Origin of the sequence: Pseudomonas sp. BN411, assembly GCF_029871235.1 — a bacterium.
Classification (GTDB): Bacteria; Pseudomonadota; Gammaproteobacteria; order Pseudomonadales; family Pseudomonadaceae; genus Metapseudomonas.
The window spans coordinates 301,014-319,803 of the sequence record NZ_SSOM01000073.1 but is presented as its reverse complement, the minus strand read 5'-3'; the positions used below and the strand labels follow the sequence as shown (position 1 = coordinate 319,803).

Sequence of the window (18,790 nt, the reverse complement as noted above, 5' to 3'; positions counted from 1 at the left end):
CGTCACGTGTGCAGCCTGGGCGAATGCTAGGCAAGATTCGTGCTCAGCGCACGAGGATTCCGCGGCTGGCGAGATAGGCCTTGGCCTCAGGCACGGTGTATTCGCCGAAGTGGAAGATGCTCGCTGCGAGAACGGCGTCGGCCTTGCCTTCGAGGATGCCGGCCGCCAGATGCTCGAGATTGCCGACGCCACCGGAGGCGATCACCGGAATTCCGACGGTTTCGCTGATGGCGCGGGTGACGCCGAGGTCGTAGCCGCTCTTCACGCCGTCCTGGTCCATGCTGGTGAGCAGAATCTCACCGGCACCCAGGTCTTCCATCTTCTTCGCCCAGTCCACGGCATCGAGGCCGGTGGGTTTGCGCCCACCGTGGGTGAAAATTTCCCAGCGCGGTGTTTCCCCGGGGCCGGACACTTTCTTGGCGTCGATGGCGACGACGATGCACTGGGAGCCGAAACGCGCCGCGGCTTCGCCGACGAACTCCGGCGTGAACACTGCTGCGGTGTTGATCGACACCTTGTCGGCACCAGCATTGAGCAGGTTGCGGATGTCCTGCACGGTGCGCACGCCGCCACCCACGGTCAGCGGGATGAACACCTGGCTGGCCATGCGTTCCACGGTGTGCAGGGTGGTGTCGCGGCCGTCGACGCTGGCGGTGATGTCGAGGAAGGTGATCTCGTCGGCGCCCTGCTCATCGTAGCGACGCGCGATTTCCACCGGGTCGCCAGCGTCGCGGATGTTCTCGAACTTGACGCCCTTGACCACGCGGCCGTTGTCCACGTCGAGGCAGGGGATGATGCGTTTTGCGAGAGCCATAACAGTGTCCCGTAGGGTGCGCCGCGCGCACCGTGAGCCGTCGATTAACCCTTGTAGCTATCGCAGAAGGCCTGGGCCTCGGCGACGTCCAGGGTGCCTTCGTAGATGGCGCGGCCGGTGATGGCGCCGATGATGCCGGGGGCCTTGGCGGCCAGCAGCTTCTCGATGTCACCGAGGTTGTGGATACCACCGGAAGCGATCACTGGAATGCGGCTGGCGGCTGCCAGGGCGGCGGTAGCTTCGACGTTGCAGCCCTGCATCATCCCGTCCTTGGCGATGTCGGTGTAGACGATGGCGGACACGCCGTCGGCCTCGAAGCGGCGGGCCAGGTCAACGGCCTGCACGCTGCTCACTTCGGCCCAGCCGTCGGTGGCGACGAATCCGTCCTTGGCATCCAGGCCAACGATGACCTTGCCCGGGAAGGCCTTGCAGGCCTCGGTGACGAACTCGGGCTCCTTCACCGCCTTGGTGCCGATGATCACGTAGCTGACGCCGGCCTTGACGTAGTGCTCGATGGTTTCCAGGGAGCGGATGCCGCCGCCGATCTGGATCGGCAGGTTCGGGTAGCGCTTGGCGATGGCGGTGACCACTTCACCGTTCACCGGCTTACCCTCGAAGGCACCGTTGAGGTCCACCAGGTGCAGGCGGCGGCAACCACCTTCCACCCACTTGGCGGCCATGCTCACCGGGTCGTCGGAGAACACGGTGGAGTCTTCCATGCGGCCTTGGCGCAGACGCACGCAGGCGCCGTCCTTCAGATCGATAGCGGGGATAATCAGCATCGGTTCAACCTGTAAGAAGTCAGTGGATTCGGCTCGGCGCTCAGTCTTTCTCGAGCGCCCACAAGTCGCTCTCGATGCTTTCGAACCTGTCTTTCAGGTGCGCCTGCACATCGAAGATCGCCTTGTTGTAGAAATGCGGCGCGAATTCCCGGGCGAAGAAGTCGAGCACTTCCTCGGCCTCGAAGGAACCCAGCTCCAGCTCGAAGCGATCCGCCATGAAACGCTTGATCGCCAGCACCGCGTCCTGGGTCTGGGCGGCGTCGAGCTGCAAACTCGGAGCCTTCTTCGCGCGGCTCATGGGCTTACCAGCGCCCGTCCCAGGCGGCGAAGTTCTGCAGCAGCTGCAGGCCGTGGGTGTGGCTCTTTTCCGGGTGGAACTGCACAGCGAAGCGCGAACCCTCGGCCAGCGCAGCGGCGAAGTCCTTGCCGTAGTGACCGCGGCCCACCACCTGCTGCGGATTGCCGGCCTCAATGTAGTAGCTGTGCACAAAGTAGAAGCGCGCGCGGTCGGGAATGTTGTGCCAGAGCGGATGGGCGACGCCCTGCTCCACCTCGTTCCAGCCCATGTGCGGCACCTTCAGGTGCTCGCCATCTTCCACCAGGTTCTTGCCAAAGAAGCGCACCTGGCCGGGGAACAGGCCGATGCAATCAACGCCGTCGTTCTCTTCGCTGCGTTCCAGCAGTGCCTGCATGCCGACACAGATGCCGAGGAACGGGCGGTCCTGGCTGACTTCGCGCACCAGACTGTCGAAGCCCAGGCGGCGGATCTCGGCCATGCAATCGCGGATCGCGCCGACGCCGGGAAACACCACCCGGTCGGCTTCACGGATCACATTGGCGTCACTGCTGACCAGGACGCGGCCGGCGCCAACGTGTTCAAGGGCCTTGGCAACCGAGTGCAGGTTGCCCATGCCGTAATCGATGACTGCAACCGTCTGCATCAGAGAACGCCCTTGGTGGAGGGCATCTGGCCAGCCATGCGCGGATCACGCTCAACGGCCATGCGCAGAGCGCGGCCGAAGGCCTTGAACACGGTTTCGATCTGGTGGTGGGTGTTGTGGCCACGCAGGTTGTCGATGTGCAGGCTCACCAGGGCGTGGTTGACGAAGCCCTGGAAGAATTCCTGGAACAGGTCGACGTCGAAGCCGCCAACCACCGCGCGGGTGAACGGCACGTGCATCTGCAGGCCGGGGCGGCCGGAGAAGTCGATGACCACGCGGGACAGGGCTTCATCCAGCGGCACGTAGGAATGGCCGTAACGGACGATGCCCTTCTTGTCGCCGATGGCCTGGGTGAAGGCCTGGCCGAGGGTGATACCGACGTCTTCCACAGTGTGGTGATCGTCGATATGCAGATCGCCCTTGCACTCGATGTCCAGGTCGATCAGGCCGTGGCGGGCGATCTGGTCGAGCATGTGCTCGAGGAAAGGCACGCCGATATCGAAGCGTGCCTTGCCAGTACCATCCAGGTTGATCGAGACCTTGATCTGGGTTTCCAGGGTATTGCGTTCGACGGATGCCGTGCGTTCGGCCATCACCAGCTCCACAAAAGGCTCACGAAAAAGAGCGCCATTATAGGCCGCAGGCCCTTGGCGCCGCTACCGACGGCGGTCGGCGGGGATTACACTGCCCGGCCCTACCCGCAATCTCCTCCAGGAGCCGCCATGCCCGTGATCGTCGAGACCCTGAACAGCCCCTCCGAGCAGGATCGCGGCGACTTGGCGAAGATCTACGCCGATGCCCCGGATTGGCTGCTGCCGCCCTACGCAGATGCGGCGGAACTGGTGGAGCGCGGCCTGGCCGACGGGCTGCTGGTGGCGGGACGATTCAACGATCGCCTGCTGGGCGCGGCCCTGGTGGTACGCGGCGAGCAGCACTGGCAGCTGTCCCACCTCTGCGTGCGCAAGGTGACCCGTCATCGTGGCGTGGGCCGCCGCCTGGTGGAAGAAGTGGCCCGCCTGGCGCGGGATGCGGGCAAGCCGCTGCACCTGGCCGCGCCGAAGGACCACCTGGAAAGCCAGGCCTTTGCCGCGCGCCTGCACCTGCCGCTGGAAAGCCTCTGATCCATCGGTGATTCCGTGCGCTGAACCGACAGCGGAAATCACCATCCAAAGTCCCTGACAAGGGGACGAACCCCGCGCCGCTGCCCTCCATCCGTAATGGCCCGGCGCTATACTCGGCACCTTCAATTCACGCGATCCACCACAAGGACTGGCCAATGAAAGCCTTCGGCAAAATCCTGGGCCTCATCTTCCTCGGGCTGTTGCTGATCATCGTGGCGGCGGGCTTTGCCCTGACCCACCTGTTCGACCCGAACGATTACAAGGACGAGATTCAGCAACTGGCCCGTGACAAGGCCAACCTCGAACTGACCCTCAACGGCGATATCGGCTGGAGCCTGTTCCCCTGGCTCGGCCTCGAACTGCACCAGGCAACCCTGGCCAGCGCCGCCACCCCGGCAAAACCCTTCGCCAACCTCGACATGATCGGCCTTTCGGTCCGCGTCCTGCCGCTGCTGCGCCGTGAAGTGCAGATGAGCGACATCCGCGTCGAAGGCCTCAACCTCGACCTGCAGCGCGACGACAAGGGCCACGGCAACTGGGAAGACATCGGCCGCCCAGCCAAGGCCCCGGAAACCGCCCAGACCGGCACGCCGACGACGCCAGCCCCGGCCGCAGAGGCCAAGCAGGCGCCCGCCGCCGACGAACCGGCACGCCCGATCAAGCTGGATATCGACAGCCTTACCGTGCGCAATGCCCGTATCGATTACACCGATGCCAAGAGCGGCAAGCAGTTTTCCGCCGAGGGCATCGAGCTGACCACCGGCGCCATCCGCGAAGGCGCCAGCATTCCGCTCAAGCTCAGCGCCTTCTTCGGCACCAACCAGCCGGTACTGCGCGCCAAGACCGACCTCACCGCCAACCTGCGCTTCGAGCGCGCCCTCAAGCGCTACCAGCTGGAAGACCTCAAGCTGAACGGCGAAGCCTCGGGTGAGCCCCTGAAGGGCAAGACACTGACCTTCAACGCCCAGGGCCAATTGCTGGCCGACCTGGCCGCCAACGTCGCCGAATGGAACAGCCTGAAGCTCTCCGGCAACCAGCTGCGCGCGCTCGGTGAACTGAAAGTGCACAACCTCGACAAGGACGCACGCCTGGAAGGCGGCCTGTCCATCGCCCCGCTCAACCTGCGCGAATTCCTCACCAGCGTCGGCGTCGAGCTGCCGCCCATGAGCGACGCCACCGCCCTGCAGAAGTTCGAGCTGGTCACCAAGCTCAATGGCAGCACCAACAGCCTCGCCTTCGAAGGCCTGAACCTCAAGCTCGACGACGGCACCTTCAGCGGCCGCCTGGCCGTGGCCGACTTCGCCAAGAAGGCCGTGCGGGTGCAACTCAAGGGCGACAAACTCGACCTCGACCGCTACCTGCCGCCCAAGTCCAAGGCCAAGCAGGAAGCCCAGACCGCCCGCCAGGCCGAAGTGAAGCCTGCCGTGGCCGCCGCTGCCCAGACCACCACGCCGTTGCCCAACGCGCCGACCCAGGCGGACTGGAGCGAAACCCCAGTGCTGCCGGTGGACCAGCTGCGCAAGGTCGACCTGGAAGCCACCCTGGACTTCGGCCAGCTCACCGTCGACAAGCTGCCCATGGATGACGTCAGCCTCAAGGCCAATGGCAAGGCTGGCCTGCTGACCCTGGAAGACCTGCGCGGCGGACTGTTCGGCGGCACTTTCCAGGCCAACGCACAGATCGACGCTCGCCCGGCGGTACCGCTGCTCAAGGCACACAAACGCATCAACAACGTGCCGGTGGAAAAACTCCTCCAGGCCCAGGAGCAGAAGCCTCCGGTGCGCGGCCTGCTGGACATGACCGCCGACGTCACCAGCAGCGGCAACAGCCAGAAGGCCTGGGTGGATGGTCTCAACGGCACCGCCAGCTTCGCCCTCAACGATGGTGCGCTGCTCGACGCCAACCTCGAACAGCAGCTCTGCCAGGGCATCGCCACCCTCAATCGCAAGTCGCTCTCCAGCACCCGCGGCGGCAGCGAAACACCGTTCCAGGAGCTCAAGGGCTCGCTCACCTTCAATAACGGCGTAGCCACCAACCCCGACATGCGCGCCAGCATTCCCGGCCTCAGCGTCAAGGGTGATGGCGCCGTCGACCTTCGTGTGCTCGGCATGGACTACCGCATTGGCGTGGTCATCGAAGGCGACAAGAGCGCGATGCCGGACCCGGCCTGCCAGGTCAACGAGCGCTACGTCGGCCTCGAGTGGCCGCTGCGTTGCCGCGGCCCGCTGGAACTGGGGGCCAAGGCCTGCCGCCTGGACAAGGACGGCATGGGCAAGGTGGCCGCCAAGCTGGCCGGCGACAAGCTCAATGAAAAGATCGAGGAAAAGCTCGGCGACAAGGTCAGCCCGGAACTCAAGGACGCGCTGAAGGGGCTGTTCAAACGATGACCCCTGAGCAGTTCTCCGGCGCCGTACTCGACTGGTACGACAGCCACGGCCGCAAGGATCTGCCCTGGCAGCAGGGCATCACCCCCTATCGCGTCTGGGTGTCCGAAATCATGCTGCAGCAGACCCAGGTCAGCACCGTCCTGGGTTACTTCGACCGCTTCATGGACGCCCTACCCACCGTGCAGGCCCTGGCCTCGGCACCGGAAGACGAGGTGCTGCACCTCTGGACCGGCCTCGGCTACTACACCCGCGCCCGCAACCTGCAGAAGACCGCGAAGAAAGTCGTCGCCGAGTTCGGCGGCGAATTCCCCCGCGATGTGGATAAGTTGGCGGAGCTGCCGGGCATCGGACGCTCCACCGCCGGCGCAATCGCCAGCCTGTCCATGGGACTGCGCGCGCCCATCCTCGATGGCAACGTCAAGCGCGTACTGGCCCGCTACGTCGCCCAGGAGGGTTACCCGGGCGAGCCGAAGGTAGCGAAGCAGCTCTGGGAAGTAGCCGAGCGCTTCACCCCTCAGGTCCGGGTGAACAACTACACCCAGGCGATGATGGATCTCGGCGCCACTCTCTGCACCCGCAGCAAGCCCAGTTGCCTACTGTGCCCGTTGCAGAGCGGCTGCCGCGCACACGCACTGGGCCGGGAAACCGCCTATCCCGTCTCGAAGCCGCGCAAGGCGCTGCCGCAGAAGCGCACCCTGATGCCGCTACTGGCCAGCCGCGACGGCGCCATCCTGCTCTATCGCCGCCCTTCGAGTGGCCTCTGGGGCGGTCTCTGGAGCCTGCCGGAGCTGGACGACCTTGACGCCCTCGCCCCGCTGGCCAGCCAGCATTCGCTGCACCTGGGCGAACGTCGCGAACTGCCCGGGCTGACCCACACCTTCAGCCACTTCCAGCTGGCCATCGAGCCCTGGCTGGTGGCCGTCGAAGGCAGCGCCCCCGTCGTGGCCGAGGGCGACTGGCTCTGGTATAACCTCGCCACCCCGCCGCGCCTGGGCCTCGCCGCCCCGGTGAAGAAGCTGCTCAAGCGCGCGGCCGACGTATTGAATGCAGGAGAACCGCGATGACCCGCACCGTGATGTGCCGCAAGTACAAAGAGGAACTGCCGGGCCTGGAGCGTCCGCCGTATCCGGGCGCCAAGGGCGAGGACATCTTCAACAACGTGTCGAAGAAGGCCTGGGATGAGTGGCAGGCCCACCAGACCATGCTGATCAACGAACGTCGCCTGAACATGATGAATGGCGAGGACCGCAAGTTCCTCCAGGCCGAAATGGACAAGTTCCTTTCGGGTGAGGAGTACGCCCAGGCCGAGGGTTATGTCCCCCCTAGCGCGTAAGCGCCCGAAAAAACTAAATATTTTTTCGAAAGGGTGTTGACGAGGTGCCGGCAAATCCGTTTAATAGCGCCCCGTTGCCCAGGTAGCTCAGTCGGTAGAGCAGGGGATTGAAAATCCCCGTGTCGGCGGTTCGATTCCGTCCCTGGGCACCAAAATACCGTCAAAAAGCCCCAGCCATGCGCTGGGGCTTTTTGTTTTCCGGCCCTTCATTTCCCCACCGGGCACGATACCCACAGCACTGCTAACCTCACTGCGAAGCGCCTCAAGGCGACCCCGAAGAGGGTCTGGCCGGAGGAAACCCGGGGGGATGGCATGAAGGGAATCGTCTTCAATCTGCTCGAAGAAGTAGTTACCCGACACCAGGGAGAAGATTCCTGGGACGCCCTGCTGGAACGCACCGGCCTCGACGGCGTTTACACGGCTCTCGGCAGTTATCCCGACGAGTTCATCTTCCGCCTGACGGCAGCGGCCTCCGAATTGCTCGACATGCCACCCTTCGAGGTGCTGCGCTGGTTCGGCCGTGAAGCAATGCCCTCCCTGGCCATCCGCTACCCGGCCTATTTCGACACCCACGACTCGACGCGCTCATTCATCCTCAGCGTCAATCAGATCATCCATCCCGAAGTCCGCATGATTTATCCGGGCGCGGATGTCCCGACCTTCGGTTTCCGCGACGAACCCGACGGCGCGCTGATGATGACCTACCGCTCCCCACGCCGCCTCTGCGCCCTCGCCCACGGGTTCATCGAGGGCGCCGCGGTGCACTTTGGCGAATCCCTGGGAGTCGACCACCTGTCCTGCATGCACAAGGGAGATGCGGAATGCCGTTGCCGTATCACCTTCCACGGCAAAAGCCAGGGCTGACTGAACATGGATGGCGGACCGCGCAACCCGGAAGCCGACAAGCTGCGTCGACGCCTGCAGCGCGAACACCAGGCGCGCCTGGAAGCGGAACAGATCGCCGAGCGCGGCCTGCGCGAGCTCTATGAAAAGCAGCAGCAGCTGCAACTGCTGGAATCCATCGCCGACGCTGCCAACGGCGCGGCATCGGTGGCCGACGGCCTGAGCTTCACGGTATCCAGCGTCTGCCAGTACACCGGCTGGCTGATTGGCCATGCCTACCTGACGGACCACGTCGATGGCGAGGTACAACTGCGCTCGGCCAGCATCTGGCATTACGCCGACGAGCAGCGCTTCCGCGACTTTCGACAGGTGACCGAGGCCATGGAGTTCTCACCGGGCTTCGGCCTGCCCGGCCGCGTGCTTTCCAGCGGCGCCCCGGCCTGGATTTCCGACATCAGCCAGACTCCGGAATTCTGCCGCGTCGACGCTGCCGAGCAGGCGGGGCTCAGGGCCGCCGCCGCCTTTCCGGTGCTAGTGGGCAGCGAAGTAGTGGGAGCGCTGGAGTTCTTCGCCGGCAACGTGCTGGAGCCCGACGACAAGCTGCTGCACCTGATGGCGCAGATCGGTGTGCAGATGGGCCGGGTAGTGGAGCGCAAGCGCGCGGAAGAGCAACTGGTCGACGCCTTCCACGACCCGCTCACCGGCCTGCCCAACCGCGCGCTCTTCGCCGACCGCCTGTCCCGAGCCGTCGCCCGCTGCAATCGGCATCGCGAGGCAGCCTTCGCGGTGCTGTTCATCGATCTCGACCGTTTCAAGCTGGTCAATGACAGCCTCGGCCACCTGGCAGGGGATTTGTTGATCGTCCAGGTCGCCACCCGCCTTGGCAGTTGCCTGCGCCAGACCGACACCCTGGCTCGCATGGGCGGCGATGAGTTCACCATCCTGCTGGATTGCATCGGCAACTCCGAAGCGCCAGCGTGCGTCGCCGAGCGACTGCTGAATGCCCTGGAACCTCCCTTCCTGGTCAATGGCGAGCAGCTCTACATCAGCGCCAGCATCGGCATCGCCTCGAGCGATCTGGGATATGAGTCTGCCGAAGAAATCCTGCGCCACGCGGACCTCGCCATGTACCGCGCCAAGACCCTCGGCAAGCACCGCTTCGAGCTGTTCGACCACAGCATGCATGAGCTGGCCGTGGGTCGCCTGAACCTGGAAACCCGGCTGCGCAATGCGCTGCAGAATGGCGAGTTCGTACTCCACTACCAACCGATCGTGCATCTGGCCAGCGGGCGGCTCGCTGGCGTCGAGGCCCTGGTGCGCTGGCAGAAACCGAGTGGTGAGCTGGTCTACCCGGGCGACTTCATCCAGGTCGCCGAGGACACCGGCCTGATCCTGCCGCTCGGCCTGTGGGTGCTACGCGAAGCCTGCCGCAGCATGGCGTGTTGGCACGAGGAATTTCCCTGCCCCAACCCGCTGACGGTGAGCATCAATCTTTCCGCCCGGCAGTTCGCCCAGCACGACCTGGTTTCACAGGTGGGCGCCATCATCGTCGAAACAGGTATCCCGCCGACTTGCGTACGCCTGGAGATCACCGAGAGCGTCTCCATGGCCGACTCCGAACGAACCATCGCGGTGCTCCAGCAGCTGCATGACCTGGGCGTACGCATCAGCATCGATGACTTCGGCACCGGCTACTCCTCCCTCAGCTACCTGCATCGCTTCCGCCTGGACGTGCTGAAAGTCGACCGCTCCTTCGTGACCCAACTCGACCAATGCCCGGAAGGCCTGCAGATCGTCCAGACCATCCTCAGCCTGGCGCGCAACCTGGGTCTCGAGGCAGTCGCGGAGGGAGTCGAGACGGAGCAGCACCTGCAGATCCTCAAGTCCCTGGACTGCGATTTCGGCCAGGGCTACTACTTCGCCCGGCCGCTGCCCGCTTCCGAATTTATTGCGCTGCTAAAGGAAGGTCAGCACCTGCATGCGAAGTAAATGATTGATTCCAAAGAAGAAAATCCTAAAAGAGGTGCAAAGCCGCGCCATTTGGGAGTTCCAGCCCGCCACCGGGGCTTTTTAGCTACCGCGACAAGCAACTGCAGCGATGCGACAACCGCGCCCGAAGAGCCATTTCAGGGCTCTCCGCCGGCTTTCGCCTGGCAAGGGGCTATGCTAGGTTGGCCCTCGCCAGGAAGGCCGCCCCACCGCCAGAGTGCCCCCGAACAATAAGAGGACCCCCCATGGCCCAAGCCACGCCAGCGCTTGAAATCCGTAATCTGCACAAACGCTACGGCGATCTAGAAGTGCTCAAGGGCATCTCCCTCACCGCCAATGACGGTGACGTGATCTCCATCCTGGGGTCGTCTGGCTCCGGCAAGTCCACCTTCCTGCGCTGCATCAACCTGCTGGAGAACCCGCACGAGGGCCAGATCCTGGTCGCCGGCGAGGAGCTCAAGCTCAAGCAGAGCCGCACCGGTGAACTGGTTGCCGCCGACAACAAGCAGATCAATCGCATGCGCAGCGAGATCGGCTTCGTATTCCAGAACTTCAACCTCTGGCCGCACATGACGGTGCTCGACAACATCATCGAAGCGCCACGCCGCGTGCTCGGCCAGAGCAAGGCCGAAGCCACCGAAATCGCCGAGGCCCTGCTGGCCAAGGTCGGCATCGCCGACAAGCGCCACGTCTATCCGACCCAGCTTTCCGGCGGCCAGCAACAGCGTGCAGCCATCGCCCGTACCCTGGCCATGCAGCCGAAGGTGATCCTGTTCGACGAGCCCACCTCGGCGCTGGACCCTGAGATGGTACAAGAAGTGCTTAACGTGATCCGCGCGCTGGCCGAGGAAGGCCGCACCATGCTGCTGGTCACCCATGAAATGAACTTCGCCCGGAACGTCTCCAGCGAAGTGGTTTTCCTTCACCAGGGCCTTGTAGAAGAACAGGGACCGCCAGCGCAGGTATTTGACAACCCGCAGTCGGCGCGCTGTAAACAATTCATGTCCAGCAATCGCTAAAACACGGAGCAAGAGCGCAATGAAGAACTACAAGAAGATTCTGCTGGCCGCGGCCGCCACACTCGCTTTCGGCACCAACGCCATTGCCGCCGACAAACTGAAGATCGGCACCGAAGGCGCCTACCCCCCCTTCAACCTGATCGACGCCAGCGGCCAGGCCGGCGGCTTCGACGTGGAAATCGGCCAGGCTCTCTGCGCCAAGATGAAGGTCGAGTGTGAAGTGGTGACCTCCGACTGGGACGGCATCATCCCCGCCCTGAACGCCAAGAAGTTCGACTTCCTCGCCGCCTCCATGTCCATCACTGAAGAGCGCAAGCAGGCCGTCGATTTCACCGACCCCTACTACACCAACAAGCTGCAGTACATCGCTCCGAAAAGCAGCGACTTCAAGATCGACAAGGGCAGCCTGAAAGGCAAGGTCATCGGCGCCCAGCGCGCGACCATCGCCGGCACCTGGCTGGAAGACAACATGAAAGACGTTGTCGACATCAAGCTCTACGACACCCAGGAAAACGCCTACCTCGACCTGGCCTCCGGCCGCCTCGACGGCGTACTGGCCGACAAGTTCGTGAACTGGGAATGGCTGAAGAGCGACGCCGGCAAGGACTTCGAGTTCAAGGGCGACCCGGTGTTCGACAACGACAAGATCGCCATTGCCGTGCGCAAGGGTGACCCGCTGCGCGAGAAGCTGAACGCCGCGCTGAAGGAAATCGTTGCCGACGGCACCTACAAGAAGATCAACGACAAGTACTTCCCCTTCAGCATCTACTGACCTGCCCGTCCGGTGCCGCCCCTGCGCGGCACCGGCGCTTGAATTCCCATGACCCTAGACCTTCACGGATTCGGCCCGGCCCTGGCCGCGGGCACCCTCATGACCATCAAGCTGGCGCTGTCCGCGCTGGTGTTGGGTCTGGTGCTCGGTCTGCTCGGCGCCCTGGCCAGGACTTCTTCCATCAAGCCGCTGCAGTGGCTGGGTGGCACCTATTCCACCATCGTGCGTGGCGTTCCCGAGCTTCTCTGGGTTCTGCTGATCTACTTCGGCACGGTCAACCTGATGCGCAGCCTGGGCGAGTCGCTTGGCTACCCGGAGCTGGAACTGAACGCCTTCGCCGCGGGCACCATCGCCCTCGGCCTGTGCTTCGGCTCCTATGCCACCGAGGTATTCCGCGGCGCCATCCTGGCCATCCCCAAGGGGCACCGCGAAGCGGGCATGGCCCTTGGCCTGTCCAGCGGACGCATCCTCTGGCGGGTGATCCTACCGCAGATGTGGCGCATCGCCCTGCCGGGCCTCGGCAACCTGTTCATGATCCTGATGAAGGACACGGCACTGGTTTCCGTGATCGGCCTCGAGGAAATCATGCGCCGCTCGCAAATCGCCGTGACCGCCAGCAAGGAGCCCTTCACCTTCTACATGGTGGCCGCCTTCATCTACCTGGGCCTGACCATCCTCGCGATGATCGGCATGCATTGGCTTGAGAAGCGCGCAGGCCGCGGCTTCAAGCGGAGCGCAGCATGAACTGGGAAGTCATCGTCAAATACCTGCCGCAACTGGCCCAGGGCGCCATCCTCACCATGGAGCTGGTGGCCATCGCGGTGGTCGCCGGCCTGATCCTGGCGCTCCCCATGGGCATCGCCCGCGCATCGCGCCACTGGTACGTACGCGCCCTGCCCTACGGCTACATCTTCTTCTTCCGTGGTACACCACTGCTGGTGCAACTGTTCCTGGTCTACTACGGCCTGGCGCAGTTCGACGCGGTGCGCAAAGGTCCGCTCTGGCCCTATCTGCGCGACCCGTTCTGGTGCGCCGTGATCACCATGACCATGCACACCGCGGCCTATATCGCCGAGATCCTGCGCGGGGCCATCCAGGCCGTTCCGCCGGGCGAGATCGAAGCGGCGCGGGCCCTGGGCATGTCGCGCTTCCAGGCACTGGTCTACATCATCCTGCCGCGTGCGGCGCGCATCGGCCTGCCGGCCTACAGCAACGAAGTGATCCTGATGATCAAGGCCAGCGCACTGGCCAGTACCGTCACCCTGCTGGAACTCACCGGCATGGCACGCACGATCATCGCCCGCACCTACCTGCCGGTGGAGATCTTCTTCGCCGCCGGCCTGTTCTATCTGCTGATCGCCTACGTACTGGTTCGGGCCTTCCGCCTGCTGGAACACAAGCTGCGGGTAGACGCCTTGCAGGGTCGCTGAGCCCTCGACCGCTCCTCGTCCCCGGATGAGGAGCGGAGGTGGCGGCGCTATAATCGCCGCCCCTGATTCCCACCGCCTCGCCACATGACCAGCCCCGCGCCCCTCCAAGGCCCGCTCCTGCGGGAACGCTTCGCCGCCCTGGACGATTTCCTGCGCGTGCACCAGGACATCTGGCGCCCGATACCCTTTACCGAACTGGAACTCCCCTGGGAGCGCGAGCACCCCGAGTTGGCGGCATGGCTGCGCGACCGCAGCCTGGCGGAGGCGGACGCCATACACAATCAGCCGGAACGACTGCAGGCCCCGGCGCCTTATCCACAGCTTGCCGCACAGTCGGCCAGACTCAGCGAGATTGGCGAACTGCCTGCCACGCGCTCCGAGACAATGCCCAACGCATTCACCGTGGATGTTCCCGGACGCAAGTGGCAGCAGATCGACGCCTTCGCCAGCCGCCTCGGTTTTCGCCAGGCGCCCGGTCACTGGCTGGACTGGTGCTCCGGAAAGGGGCATCTGGGACGCCGCCTGGCCCACGACGGCACGCCACTGACCTGCATTGAACTCGACCCGCAACTTGTCGCCAGCGGCCAGCAACTCAGCCAGCGCCTGGGGCTCGCAGCCCAGCATCGCGAGCAGGACGCCCTGGCGGATGACGCCGGACTCCACCTCACAACCGAACACACAGCGGTAGCCCTGCACGCCTGTGGCGATCTCCACGTGCGCCTGATGCAACTGGCCAGCGCCGCCGGCTGCCGCCAACTGGCGGTGGCGCCCTGCTGCTACAACCGCATCCAGACACCGGACTACCAACCGCTCTCCGCAACAGCCAGAAGCTCCGCGCTGCGCCTCGGCCGGGTCGATCTGCGACTACCACTCAGCGAGACCGTCACTGCCGGCGCCCGCGTTCGCCGCCAGCGCGACCAATCCATGGCGCGACGATTGGCTTTCGACCTCCTGCAAAGAGAGCTGACCGGCAAGGATCAGTACCTGCCCACCCCTTCCCTCGCCACCAGTTGGCTGGACAAGCCATTCCCGGAGTACTGCCGCGATCTCTGCGCCCTGAAGGGGCTGCCCACCCCAGTGGATCACGACTGGCAGGCACTGGAAGCAGCGGGCTGGCAACGCCTCGCCGTGGTGCGCAACCTGGAACTCCCCCGCAGCCTGTTCCGCCGCCCCATGGAACTCTGGCTACTACTCGACCGCGCGCTGTTCCTCGAAGAACACGGCTACCAGGTGACACTCGGCAGCTTCTGCCCGCCCCAGCTCACACCACGCAACATCCTGCTCCTGGCCGAGCGCTGAACTTACCCACAAAACCTGTGGATAACTTTGTTGATGAAATCTGGGAAAACGCCCGGAAAGCCTTGCCGTGCGCACCACGCGGAGTCTGCTCAATTTTTGCTCGAACGATGAAAATCCAAGGAATACAGGAGGTTGCGGAATGCTGAGACTCAGCGCACAAATTCTCAGAACGAAGGGACCAGGACGAAGCACCTTTGTGCATAAGCTCCACCACGCTGATACCAGAACCTGCACCGACAAGCATCGAAGAGGTTTACTCGCCACATCCAATCGCTATAATGACGGCCCTTCCTAGCCGGTATAGCTCAGCTGGTAGAGCAACTGACTTGTAATCAGTAGGTCCCGGGTTCGATTCCTGGTGCCGGCACCATGAACTTAAAAGCCCCGCAGCAATGCGGGGCTTTTGTCTTTCAGGGGTCGGCTGAAATGCTCACATCTCCAGCCACGCGCGACAGGACGACGCCAGCTCTGAAGAATATTGGCGCCATTCCATCGGACTGCCTTGTATGGCGTCCGATCGCCAGGATCCCCCCGCAATCCTGGCCATGACAGTCTTCAAACGCTTGCATCGGGCAGTCACTGCCAACAATCTGTGCGCCAACCAAATCGTCAGGATTGAGTTATGCACCTTTTTGTCACCGGCGGAGCCGGCTTCATTGGCTCAGCTCTCATTCGCCACCTGCTGACCGAAACCCAGCACGAGGTGCTGAATCTCGACAAGCTCACCTACGCCGGCAATCTCGAGTCGCTGGCCTCCGTCTCGGACAATCCGCGTTACCAATTTCTCCAGGCGGATATTGCCGATAGCCAAGCCGTCGGCGAAGCGCTGGCCCGATTCCAGCCCGACGCAGTGATGCACCTGGCCGCGGAATCCCACGTCGATCGTTCCATCGACGGTCCGGCAGACTTCATCCAGACCAACATCGTCGGCACCTACAGCCTGCTGGAAAGCGTACGAGCCTACTGGCTGGGTCTCGATGCTGAACGCAAGGCCGCGTTCCGCTTCCACCATATTTCCACCGACGAGGTATATGGCGACCTGCATGGCGTGGACGACCTCTTCACAGAGACCACGCCCTACGCTCCGAGCTCGCCCTACTCTGCCAGCAAAGCCGCATCCGACCATCTGGTCCGCGCCTGGCACCGCACCTACGGGCTGCCGGTGGTACTGACCAACTGCTCGAACAACTACGGCCCCTATCACTTCCCCGAGAAGCTGATCCCGCTGATGCTCCTCAACGCCCTGGAAGGGAAGCCGCTACCGGTCTACGGCAATGGTCAGCAGATTCGCGACTGGCTGTTCGTCGAGGACCATGCACGCGCGCTGGTCGAAGTGGTTACTCGCGGCGAAGTCGGCGAGACCTACAACATCGGTGGGCACAACGAGCAGAAGAACCTCGACGTGGTCCGCTCGATCTGCGCCCTGCTGGAAGAGCTGGCACCGCAGAAACCCGCTGGCGTCAGCCGCTTTGAGGACCTGATCACCTTCGTCAAGGACCGCCCGGGCCACGACCTGCGCTACGCAATCGATGCCGGCAAGATCGAGCGCGATCTCGGCTGGACACCACGGGAAACCTTCGAAACCGGCCTGCGCAAGACCGTGCAGTGGTACCTGGACAACCTGGATTGGTGCCGCCGGGTACAAGACGGCAGCTATCAACGTGAAAGACTTGGAGCAACAATATGAAGGGAATCATTCTCGCCGGCGGTTCCGGCACCCGCCTCCACCCCATCACCCTGGGCGTGTCCAAGCAGCTGCTGCCGATCTACGACAAACCGATGATCTATTACCCGATCTCGGTGCTGATGCTCGCCGGCATTCGCGAGATCCTGATCATTTCCACCCCCCAGGATCTGCCCCAGTACCGCAATCTGCTGGGTGACGGCACCCAGTTCGGCGTTCAGTTCAGCTATGCAGTGCAGCCCTCCCCAGATGGACTGGCCCAGGCTTTCCTGATTGGTGAGGACTTCATCGGCACCGACTCCGTTTGCCTGATCCTGGGCGACAACATATTCCATGGCCAGCATTTCACCGAGAAGCTCAAACGCGCTGCCCAGTTGCCAAGTGGCGCCACCGTTTTCGGCTATTGGGTGAAGGACCCCGAACGCTTCGGCGTGGTGGAGTTCGACGACCAGGGCCGGGCGGTTTCCATCGAGGAAAAGCCGGCCAAGCCCAAGTCCAGCTACGCAGTAACTGGTCTTTACTTCTATGACAACGACGTGATCAGCATCGCCAAGGCAGTGAAGCCATCTGCACGCGGCGAGCTGGAGATCACCGACGTCAACAACGCCTACCTGCAGCGTGGCGACCTGCGGGTCGAACGCTTTGGTCGCGGTTTCGCCTGGCTGGACACTGGCACTCACGACAGCCTGCTGGAAGCCTCCCAGTACGTGCAGACCATCGAGCATCGCCAGGGTTTGAAGGTTGCCTGTCTGGAAGAAATCGCCTTCCAGAACGGCTGGATCACCAAAGCCAAGCTGCTTGAGCGAGCGAACGCCTTCGGAAAGACTGGTTACGGACAGTACCTGCTCAAACTGGCTGGGGAGCATGAGTGAAAATCGTTGAGACTCAATTGACCGATGTTCTGGTACTGGAGCCCAAGGTCTTCGGCGACGAGCGCGGTTTCTTCTTCGAAAGCTTCAACGCCCGCACCTTTGCCGAGGCAACTGGCGTGCACCGCGATTTCGTACAAGACAACCACTCGCGCTCCCAGCGCGGCGTCCTGCGTGGCCTGCACTATCAGGTACGGCAACCCCAAGGCAAACTGGTACGCGTCACCCAGGGTGAAGTCTTCGATGTCGTGGTGGACTTGCGCCGCAGCTCGGCCACGTTCGGCAATTGGGCCGGCATCATTCTCTCGGCCGAAAACAAACGCCAACTGTGGGTACCGGAAGGCTTCGCCCACGGCTTCCTGGTGCTGAGCGAATACGCCGAGTTCCTCTACAAGACCACCGACTACTACGCCCCCGAGCACGAGCGTTGCATTCGTTGGGATGATCCTGATCTCGCCATCGACTGGCCGCTGGCCGAGGCGCCGCAGCTTTCTGCCAAGGACAAGGCCGGCGTCAACTTCAAAGACGCAGACCTGTTCGCATGAAGATCCTCATCACCGGCAATAGCGGCCAAGTAGCGCGGGAGCTTCAGCTCGCCCTTGCTGGCAAGGCGGACGTGATCGCCCTGGGTCGTGATCAGCTCGATCTGGCCGACCCTGATCGGATTCGCCAGCAAGTGCGCGCCCTGTCTCCCGACCTGCTGATCAACGCCGCCGCCTATACAGCGGTGGACCAGGCCGAGAATGACCAGGACGCGGCCTTCGCCATCAACGCAACGGCTCCTGGCGTGCTCGCCGAGGAAGCGGCGGCTCTCGGCATTCCGCTGATCCACTACTCCACCGACTACGTCTATGACGGCGCCAAGGCCAGCGCCTACAGCGAGGACGACCCGACCAATCCTCTGGGCGTCTACGGCAGCAGCAAGCTCGCCGGCGAACAGGCGATCCAGGCCGTCGGCGGGCAGTACCTGATCCTTCGGACCAGCTGGGTCTATTCCCTGCACGGACGCAACTTCCTGCTCACCATGCAGCGCCTGCTGCAGGAGCGCGAGGAGCTGCGCGTGGTGGATGACCAGATTGGCGCGCCGACCTGGGCCGGCAGCATCGCGCAGGCCACGCTCGAACTCATCGAGCAGTGGCAGGCAGGCAAGCGCCGCTGGGGGGTCTATCACCTGACCAATCAGGGCGAAACGTCCTGGTTCGGCTTTGCCAGCGCCATCGGCGAGCAGCTGAAAGCCGCCGGCAAGCCGTGCGCGCGTCTGGTGCCCATTCCGTCCAGCGAATACCCGACGCCGGCCAAGCGCCCGCTGAACTCCCGCCTGGACGGTCGCAAGCTGGCGCAGGACTGGCAGGTCAGCCCGACTGACTGGCGCAGCGCCCTGGCGGAGTGCCTCCGGCAACCGCGCTAAGCCCCTGCGGAGGAGCGGGCATCGCGCCCCTCCTCCCGCCCCGCCGCCATTCCTGCCACCGAGTTCGGGGGCGATGCCATAATGCGCCTCATCGACCGG

General features: G+C 63.8%; 20 protein-coding genes and 2 tRNA genes. 17 read left to right on the top strand and 5 right to left on the bottom strand.

Features of this window, described 5'->3' with window-relative positions; all coding sequences use genetic code 11:
- Positions 1-43 precede the first annotated feature (43 nt).
- Genes hisF through hisB form a run of 5 tightly spaced genes read right to left on the bottom strand, consistent with a single transcriptional unit; the run spans position 44 to position 3,130 of the window.
- A complete protein-coding gene (gene hisF / locus E8F06_RS19515; RefSeq protein ID WP_280370177.1) occupies positions 44-814 on the bottom strand; it encodes an imidazole glycerol phosphate synthase subunit HisF in 771 nt (256 codons plus the stop codon).
- A 44-nt stretch (positions 815-858) separates the two neighbouring features.
- Complete coding sequence (gene hisA / locus E8F06_RS19510; protein WP_016495212.1) at positions 859-1,596, bottom strand: 1-(5-phosphoribosyl)-5-[(5-phosphoribosylamino)methylideneamino]imidazole-4-carboxamide isomerase; 738 nt, start codon at positions 1,594-1,596, stop codon at positions 859-861.
- Between the two features lie 40 nt (positions 1,597-1,636).
- Positions 1,637-1,894: a DUF2164 domain-containing protein gene (locus tag E8F06_RS19505; protein ID WP_190829498.1), complete on the bottom strand. Its 258-nt coding sequence runs from the start codon at positions 1,892-1,894 to the stop codon at positions 1,637-1,639.
- Positions 1,895-1,898: 4 nt separating this feature from the next.
- A complete protein-coding gene (hisH, locus tag E8F06_RS19500) occupies positions 1,899-2,537 on the bottom strand; it encodes an imidazole glycerol phosphate synthase subunit HisH (RefSeq protein WP_280370175.1) in 639 nt (212 codons plus the stop codon).
- Positions 2,537-3,130, bottom strand: a complete 594-nt coding sequence (gene hisB / locus E8F06_RS19495) for an imidazoleglycerol-phosphate dehydratase HisB (protein WP_028629882.1) — start codon at positions 3,128-3,130, stop codon at positions 2,537-2,539. The genes hisH and hisB overlap by 1 nt, the downstream gene beginning before the upstream one ends.
- A 129-nt stretch (positions 3,131-3,259) precedes the next feature.
- Here hisB and panM point away from each other — a divergent pair, with 129 nt between their 5' ends.
- The 17 genes from panM (at position 3,260) to rfbD (ending at position 18,691) form a co-directional block, all read left to right on the top strand.
- Entirely contained in the window at positions 3,260-3,658 is a 399-nt protein-coding gene (gene panM, locus E8F06_RS19490) for an aspartate 1-decarboxylase autocleavage activator PanM (RefSeq protein ID WP_280370173.1), read from the top strand.
- A gap of 155 nt (positions 3,659-3,813) precedes the next feature.
- The gene (locus tag E8F06_RS19485) at positions 3,814-6,045 is read left to right on the top strand and encodes an AsmA family protein (protein WP_280370171.1); all 2,232 of its coding nucleotides are present in this window, start codon (positions 3,814-3,816) and stop codon (positions 6,043-6,045) included.
- The gene (mutY, locus tag E8F06_RS19480; protein ID WP_280370169.1) at positions 6,042-7,109 is read left to right on the top strand and encodes an A/G-specific adenine glycosylase; all 1,068 of its coding nucleotides are present in this window, start codon (positions 6,042-6,044) and stop codon (positions 7,107-7,109) included. Before E8F06_RS19485 ends, mutY begins: the two co-directional genes overlap by 4 nt.
- Positions 7,106-7,378 carry an oxidative damage protection protein gene (locus E8F06_RS19475; RefSeq protein WP_190829488.1) on the top strand — a complete coding sequence of 91 codons (273 nt, stop codon included), beginning with the start codon at positions 7,106-7,108 and terminating at the stop codon, positions 7,376-7,378. Before mutY ends, E8F06_RS19475 begins: the two co-directional genes overlap by 4 nt.
- Before the next feature lie 76 nt (positions 7,379-7,454).
- Positions 7,455-7,530, top strand: a tRNA-Phe gene (locus E8F06_RS19470).
- Between the two features lie 160 nt (positions 7,531-7,690).
- A complete protein-coding gene (locus E8F06_RS19465) occupies positions 7,691-8,242 on the top strand; it encodes a heme NO-binding domain-containing protein (protein ID WP_280370167.1) in 552 nt (183 codons plus the stop codon).
- Between the two features lie 6 nt (positions 8,243-8,248).
- Positions 8,249-10,210 (top strand): EAL domain-containing protein, encoded by a 1,962-nt coding sequence (locus tag E8F06_RS19460; RefSeq protein ID WP_280370165.1) that lies wholly within the window; start codon positions 8,249-8,251, stop codon positions 10,208-10,210.
- A 245-nt stretch (positions 10,211-10,455) separates the two neighbouring features.
- Positions 10,456-11,229 carry an ABC transporter ATP-binding protein gene (locus E8F06_RS19455; RefSeq protein WP_151138031.1) on the top strand — a complete coding sequence of 258 codons (774 nt, stop codon included), beginning with the start codon at positions 10,456-10,458 and terminating at the stop codon, positions 11,227-11,229.
- Positions 11,230-11,248: 19 nt separating this feature from the next.
- On the top strand, positions 11,249-12,001 hold the full coding sequence (locus tag E8F06_RS19450) for an ABC transporter substrate-binding protein (RefSeq protein ID WP_280370163.1): 753 nt from the start codon (positions 11,249-11,251) through the stop codon (positions 11,999-12,001).
- Between the two features lie 48 nt (positions 12,002-12,049).
- Positions 12,050-12,745, top strand: coding sequence for an ABC transporter permease (locus E8F06_RS19445; RefSeq protein WP_190829480.1), 696 nt, complete (start codon positions 12,050-12,052; stop codon positions 12,743-12,745).
- Positions 12,742-13,431 carry an ABC transporter permease gene (locus tag E8F06_RS19440; RefSeq protein WP_280370160.1) on the top strand — a complete coding sequence of 230 codons (690 nt, stop codon included), beginning with the start codon at positions 12,742-12,744 and terminating at the stop codon, positions 13,429-13,431. The genes E8F06_RS19445 and E8F06_RS19440 overlap by 4 nt, the downstream gene beginning before the upstream one ends.
- Before the next feature lie 84 nt (positions 13,432-13,515).
- Positions 13,516-14,730 (top strand): methyltransferase, encoded by a 1,215-nt coding sequence (locus tag E8F06_RS19435; protein WP_280370158.1) that lies wholly within the window; start codon positions 13,516-13,518, stop codon positions 14,728-14,730.
- Positions 14,731-15,024: 294 nt separating this feature from the next.
- Positions 15,025-15,100 (top strand) — tRNA-Thr (locus tag E8F06_RS19430).
- Between the two features lie 252 nt (positions 15,101-15,352).
- Positions 15,353-16,417 (top strand): dTDP-glucose 4,6-dehydratase, encoded by a 1,065-nt coding sequence (rfbB, locus tag E8F06_RS19425; protein ID WP_280370156.1) that lies wholly within the window; start codon positions 15,353-15,355, stop codon positions 16,415-16,417.
- Positions 16,414-17,286 (top strand): glucose-1-phosphate thymidylyltransferase RfbA, encoded by an 873-nt coding sequence (gene rfbA, locus E8F06_RS19420; RefSeq protein ID WP_280370154.1) that lies wholly within the window; start codon positions 16,414-16,416, stop codon positions 17,284-17,286. The genes rfbB and rfbA overlap by 4 nt, the downstream gene beginning before the upstream one ends.
- On the top strand, positions 17,283-17,828 hold the full coding sequence (gene rfbC / locus E8F06_RS19415) for a dTDP-4-dehydrorhamnose 3,5-epimerase (RefSeq protein WP_280370152.1): 546 nt from the start codon (positions 17,283-17,285) through the stop codon (positions 17,826-17,828). Before rfbA ends, rfbC begins: the two co-directional genes overlap by 4 nt.
- Complete coding sequence (gene rfbD / locus E8F06_RS19410) at positions 17,825-18,691, top strand: dTDP-4-dehydrorhamnose reductase (RefSeq protein WP_280370151.1); 867 nt, start codon at positions 17,825-17,827, stop codon at positions 18,689-18,691. The genes rfbC and rfbD overlap by 4 nt, the downstream gene beginning before the upstream one ends.
- Positions 18,692-18,790 lie beyond the last annotated feature (99 nt).

Coding starts and splice junctions, on each gene's coding strand:
- hisA (WP_016495212.1), bottom strand. CDS start 1,596: ATGCTGATTATCCCCGCTATCGATCTGAAGGACGGCGCCTGCGTGCGT.
- panM (WP_280370173.1), top strand. CDS start 3,260: ATGCCCGTGATCGTCGAGACCCTGAACAGCCCCTCCGAGCAGGATCGC.
- E8F06_RS19435 (WP_280370158.1), top strand. CDS start 13,516: ATGACCAGCCCCGCGCCCCTCCAAGGCCCGCTCCTGCGGGAACGCTTC.
- E8F06_RS19445 (WP_190829480.1), top strand. CDS start 12,050: ATGACCCTAGACCTTCACGGATTCGGCCCGGCCCTGGCCGCGGGCACC.
- hisB (WP_028629882.1), bottom strand. CDS start 3,130: ATGGCCGAACGCACGGCATCCGTCGAACGCAATACCCTGGAAACCCAG.
- E8F06_RS19440 (WP_280370160.1), top strand. CDS start 12,742: ATGAACTGGGAAGTCATCGTCAAATACCTGCCGCAACTGGCCCAGGGC.
- rfbB (WP_280370156.1), top strand. CDS start 15,353: ATGCACCTTTTTGTCACCGGCGGAGCCGGCTTCATTGGCTCAGCTCTC.
- E8F06_RS19465 (WP_280370167.1), top strand. CDS start 7,691: ATGAAGGGAATCGTCTTCAATCTGCTCGAAGAAGTAGTTACCCGACAC.
- hisF (WP_280370177.1), bottom strand. CDS start 814: ATGGCTCTCGCAAAACGCATCATCCCCTGCCTCGACGTGGACAACGGC.
- E8F06_RS19460 (WP_280370165.1), top strand. CDS start 8,249: ATGGATGGCGGACCGCGCAACCCGGAAGCCGACAAGCTGCGTCGACGC.
- E8F06_RS19485 (WP_280370171.1), top strand. CDS start 3,814: ATGAAAGCCTTCGGCAAAATCCTGGGCCTCATCTTCCTCGGGCTGTTG.
- rfbA (WP_280370154.1), top strand. CDS start 16,414: ATGAAGGGAATCATTCTCGCCGGCGGTTCCGGCACCCGCCTCCACCCC.
- hisH (WP_280370175.1), bottom strand. CDS start 2,537: ATGCAGACGGTTGCAGTCATCGATTACGGCATGGGCAACCTGCACTCG.
- E8F06_RS19475 (WP_190829488.1), top strand. CDS start 7,106: ATGACCCGCACCGTGATGTGCCGCAAGTACAAAGAGGAACTGCCGGGC.
- E8F06_RS19455 (WP_151138031.1), top strand. CDS start 10,456: ATGGCCCAAGCCACGCCAGCGCTTGAAATCCGTAATCTGCACAAACGC.
- E8F06_RS19505 (WP_190829498.1), bottom strand. CDS start 1,894: ATGAGCCGCGCGAAGAAGGCTCCGAGTTTGCAGCTCGACGCCGCCCAG.
- mutY (WP_280370169.1), top strand. CDS start 6,042: ATGACCCCTGAGCAGTTCTCCGGCGCCGTACTCGACTGGTACGACAGC.
- E8F06_RS19450 (WP_280370163.1), top strand. CDS start 11,249: ATGAAGAACTACAAGAAGATTCTGCTGGCCGCGGCCGCCACACTCGCT.
- rfbD (WP_280370151.1), top strand. CDS start 17,825: ATGAAGATCCTCATCACCGGCAATAGCGGCCAAGTAGCGCGGGAGCTT.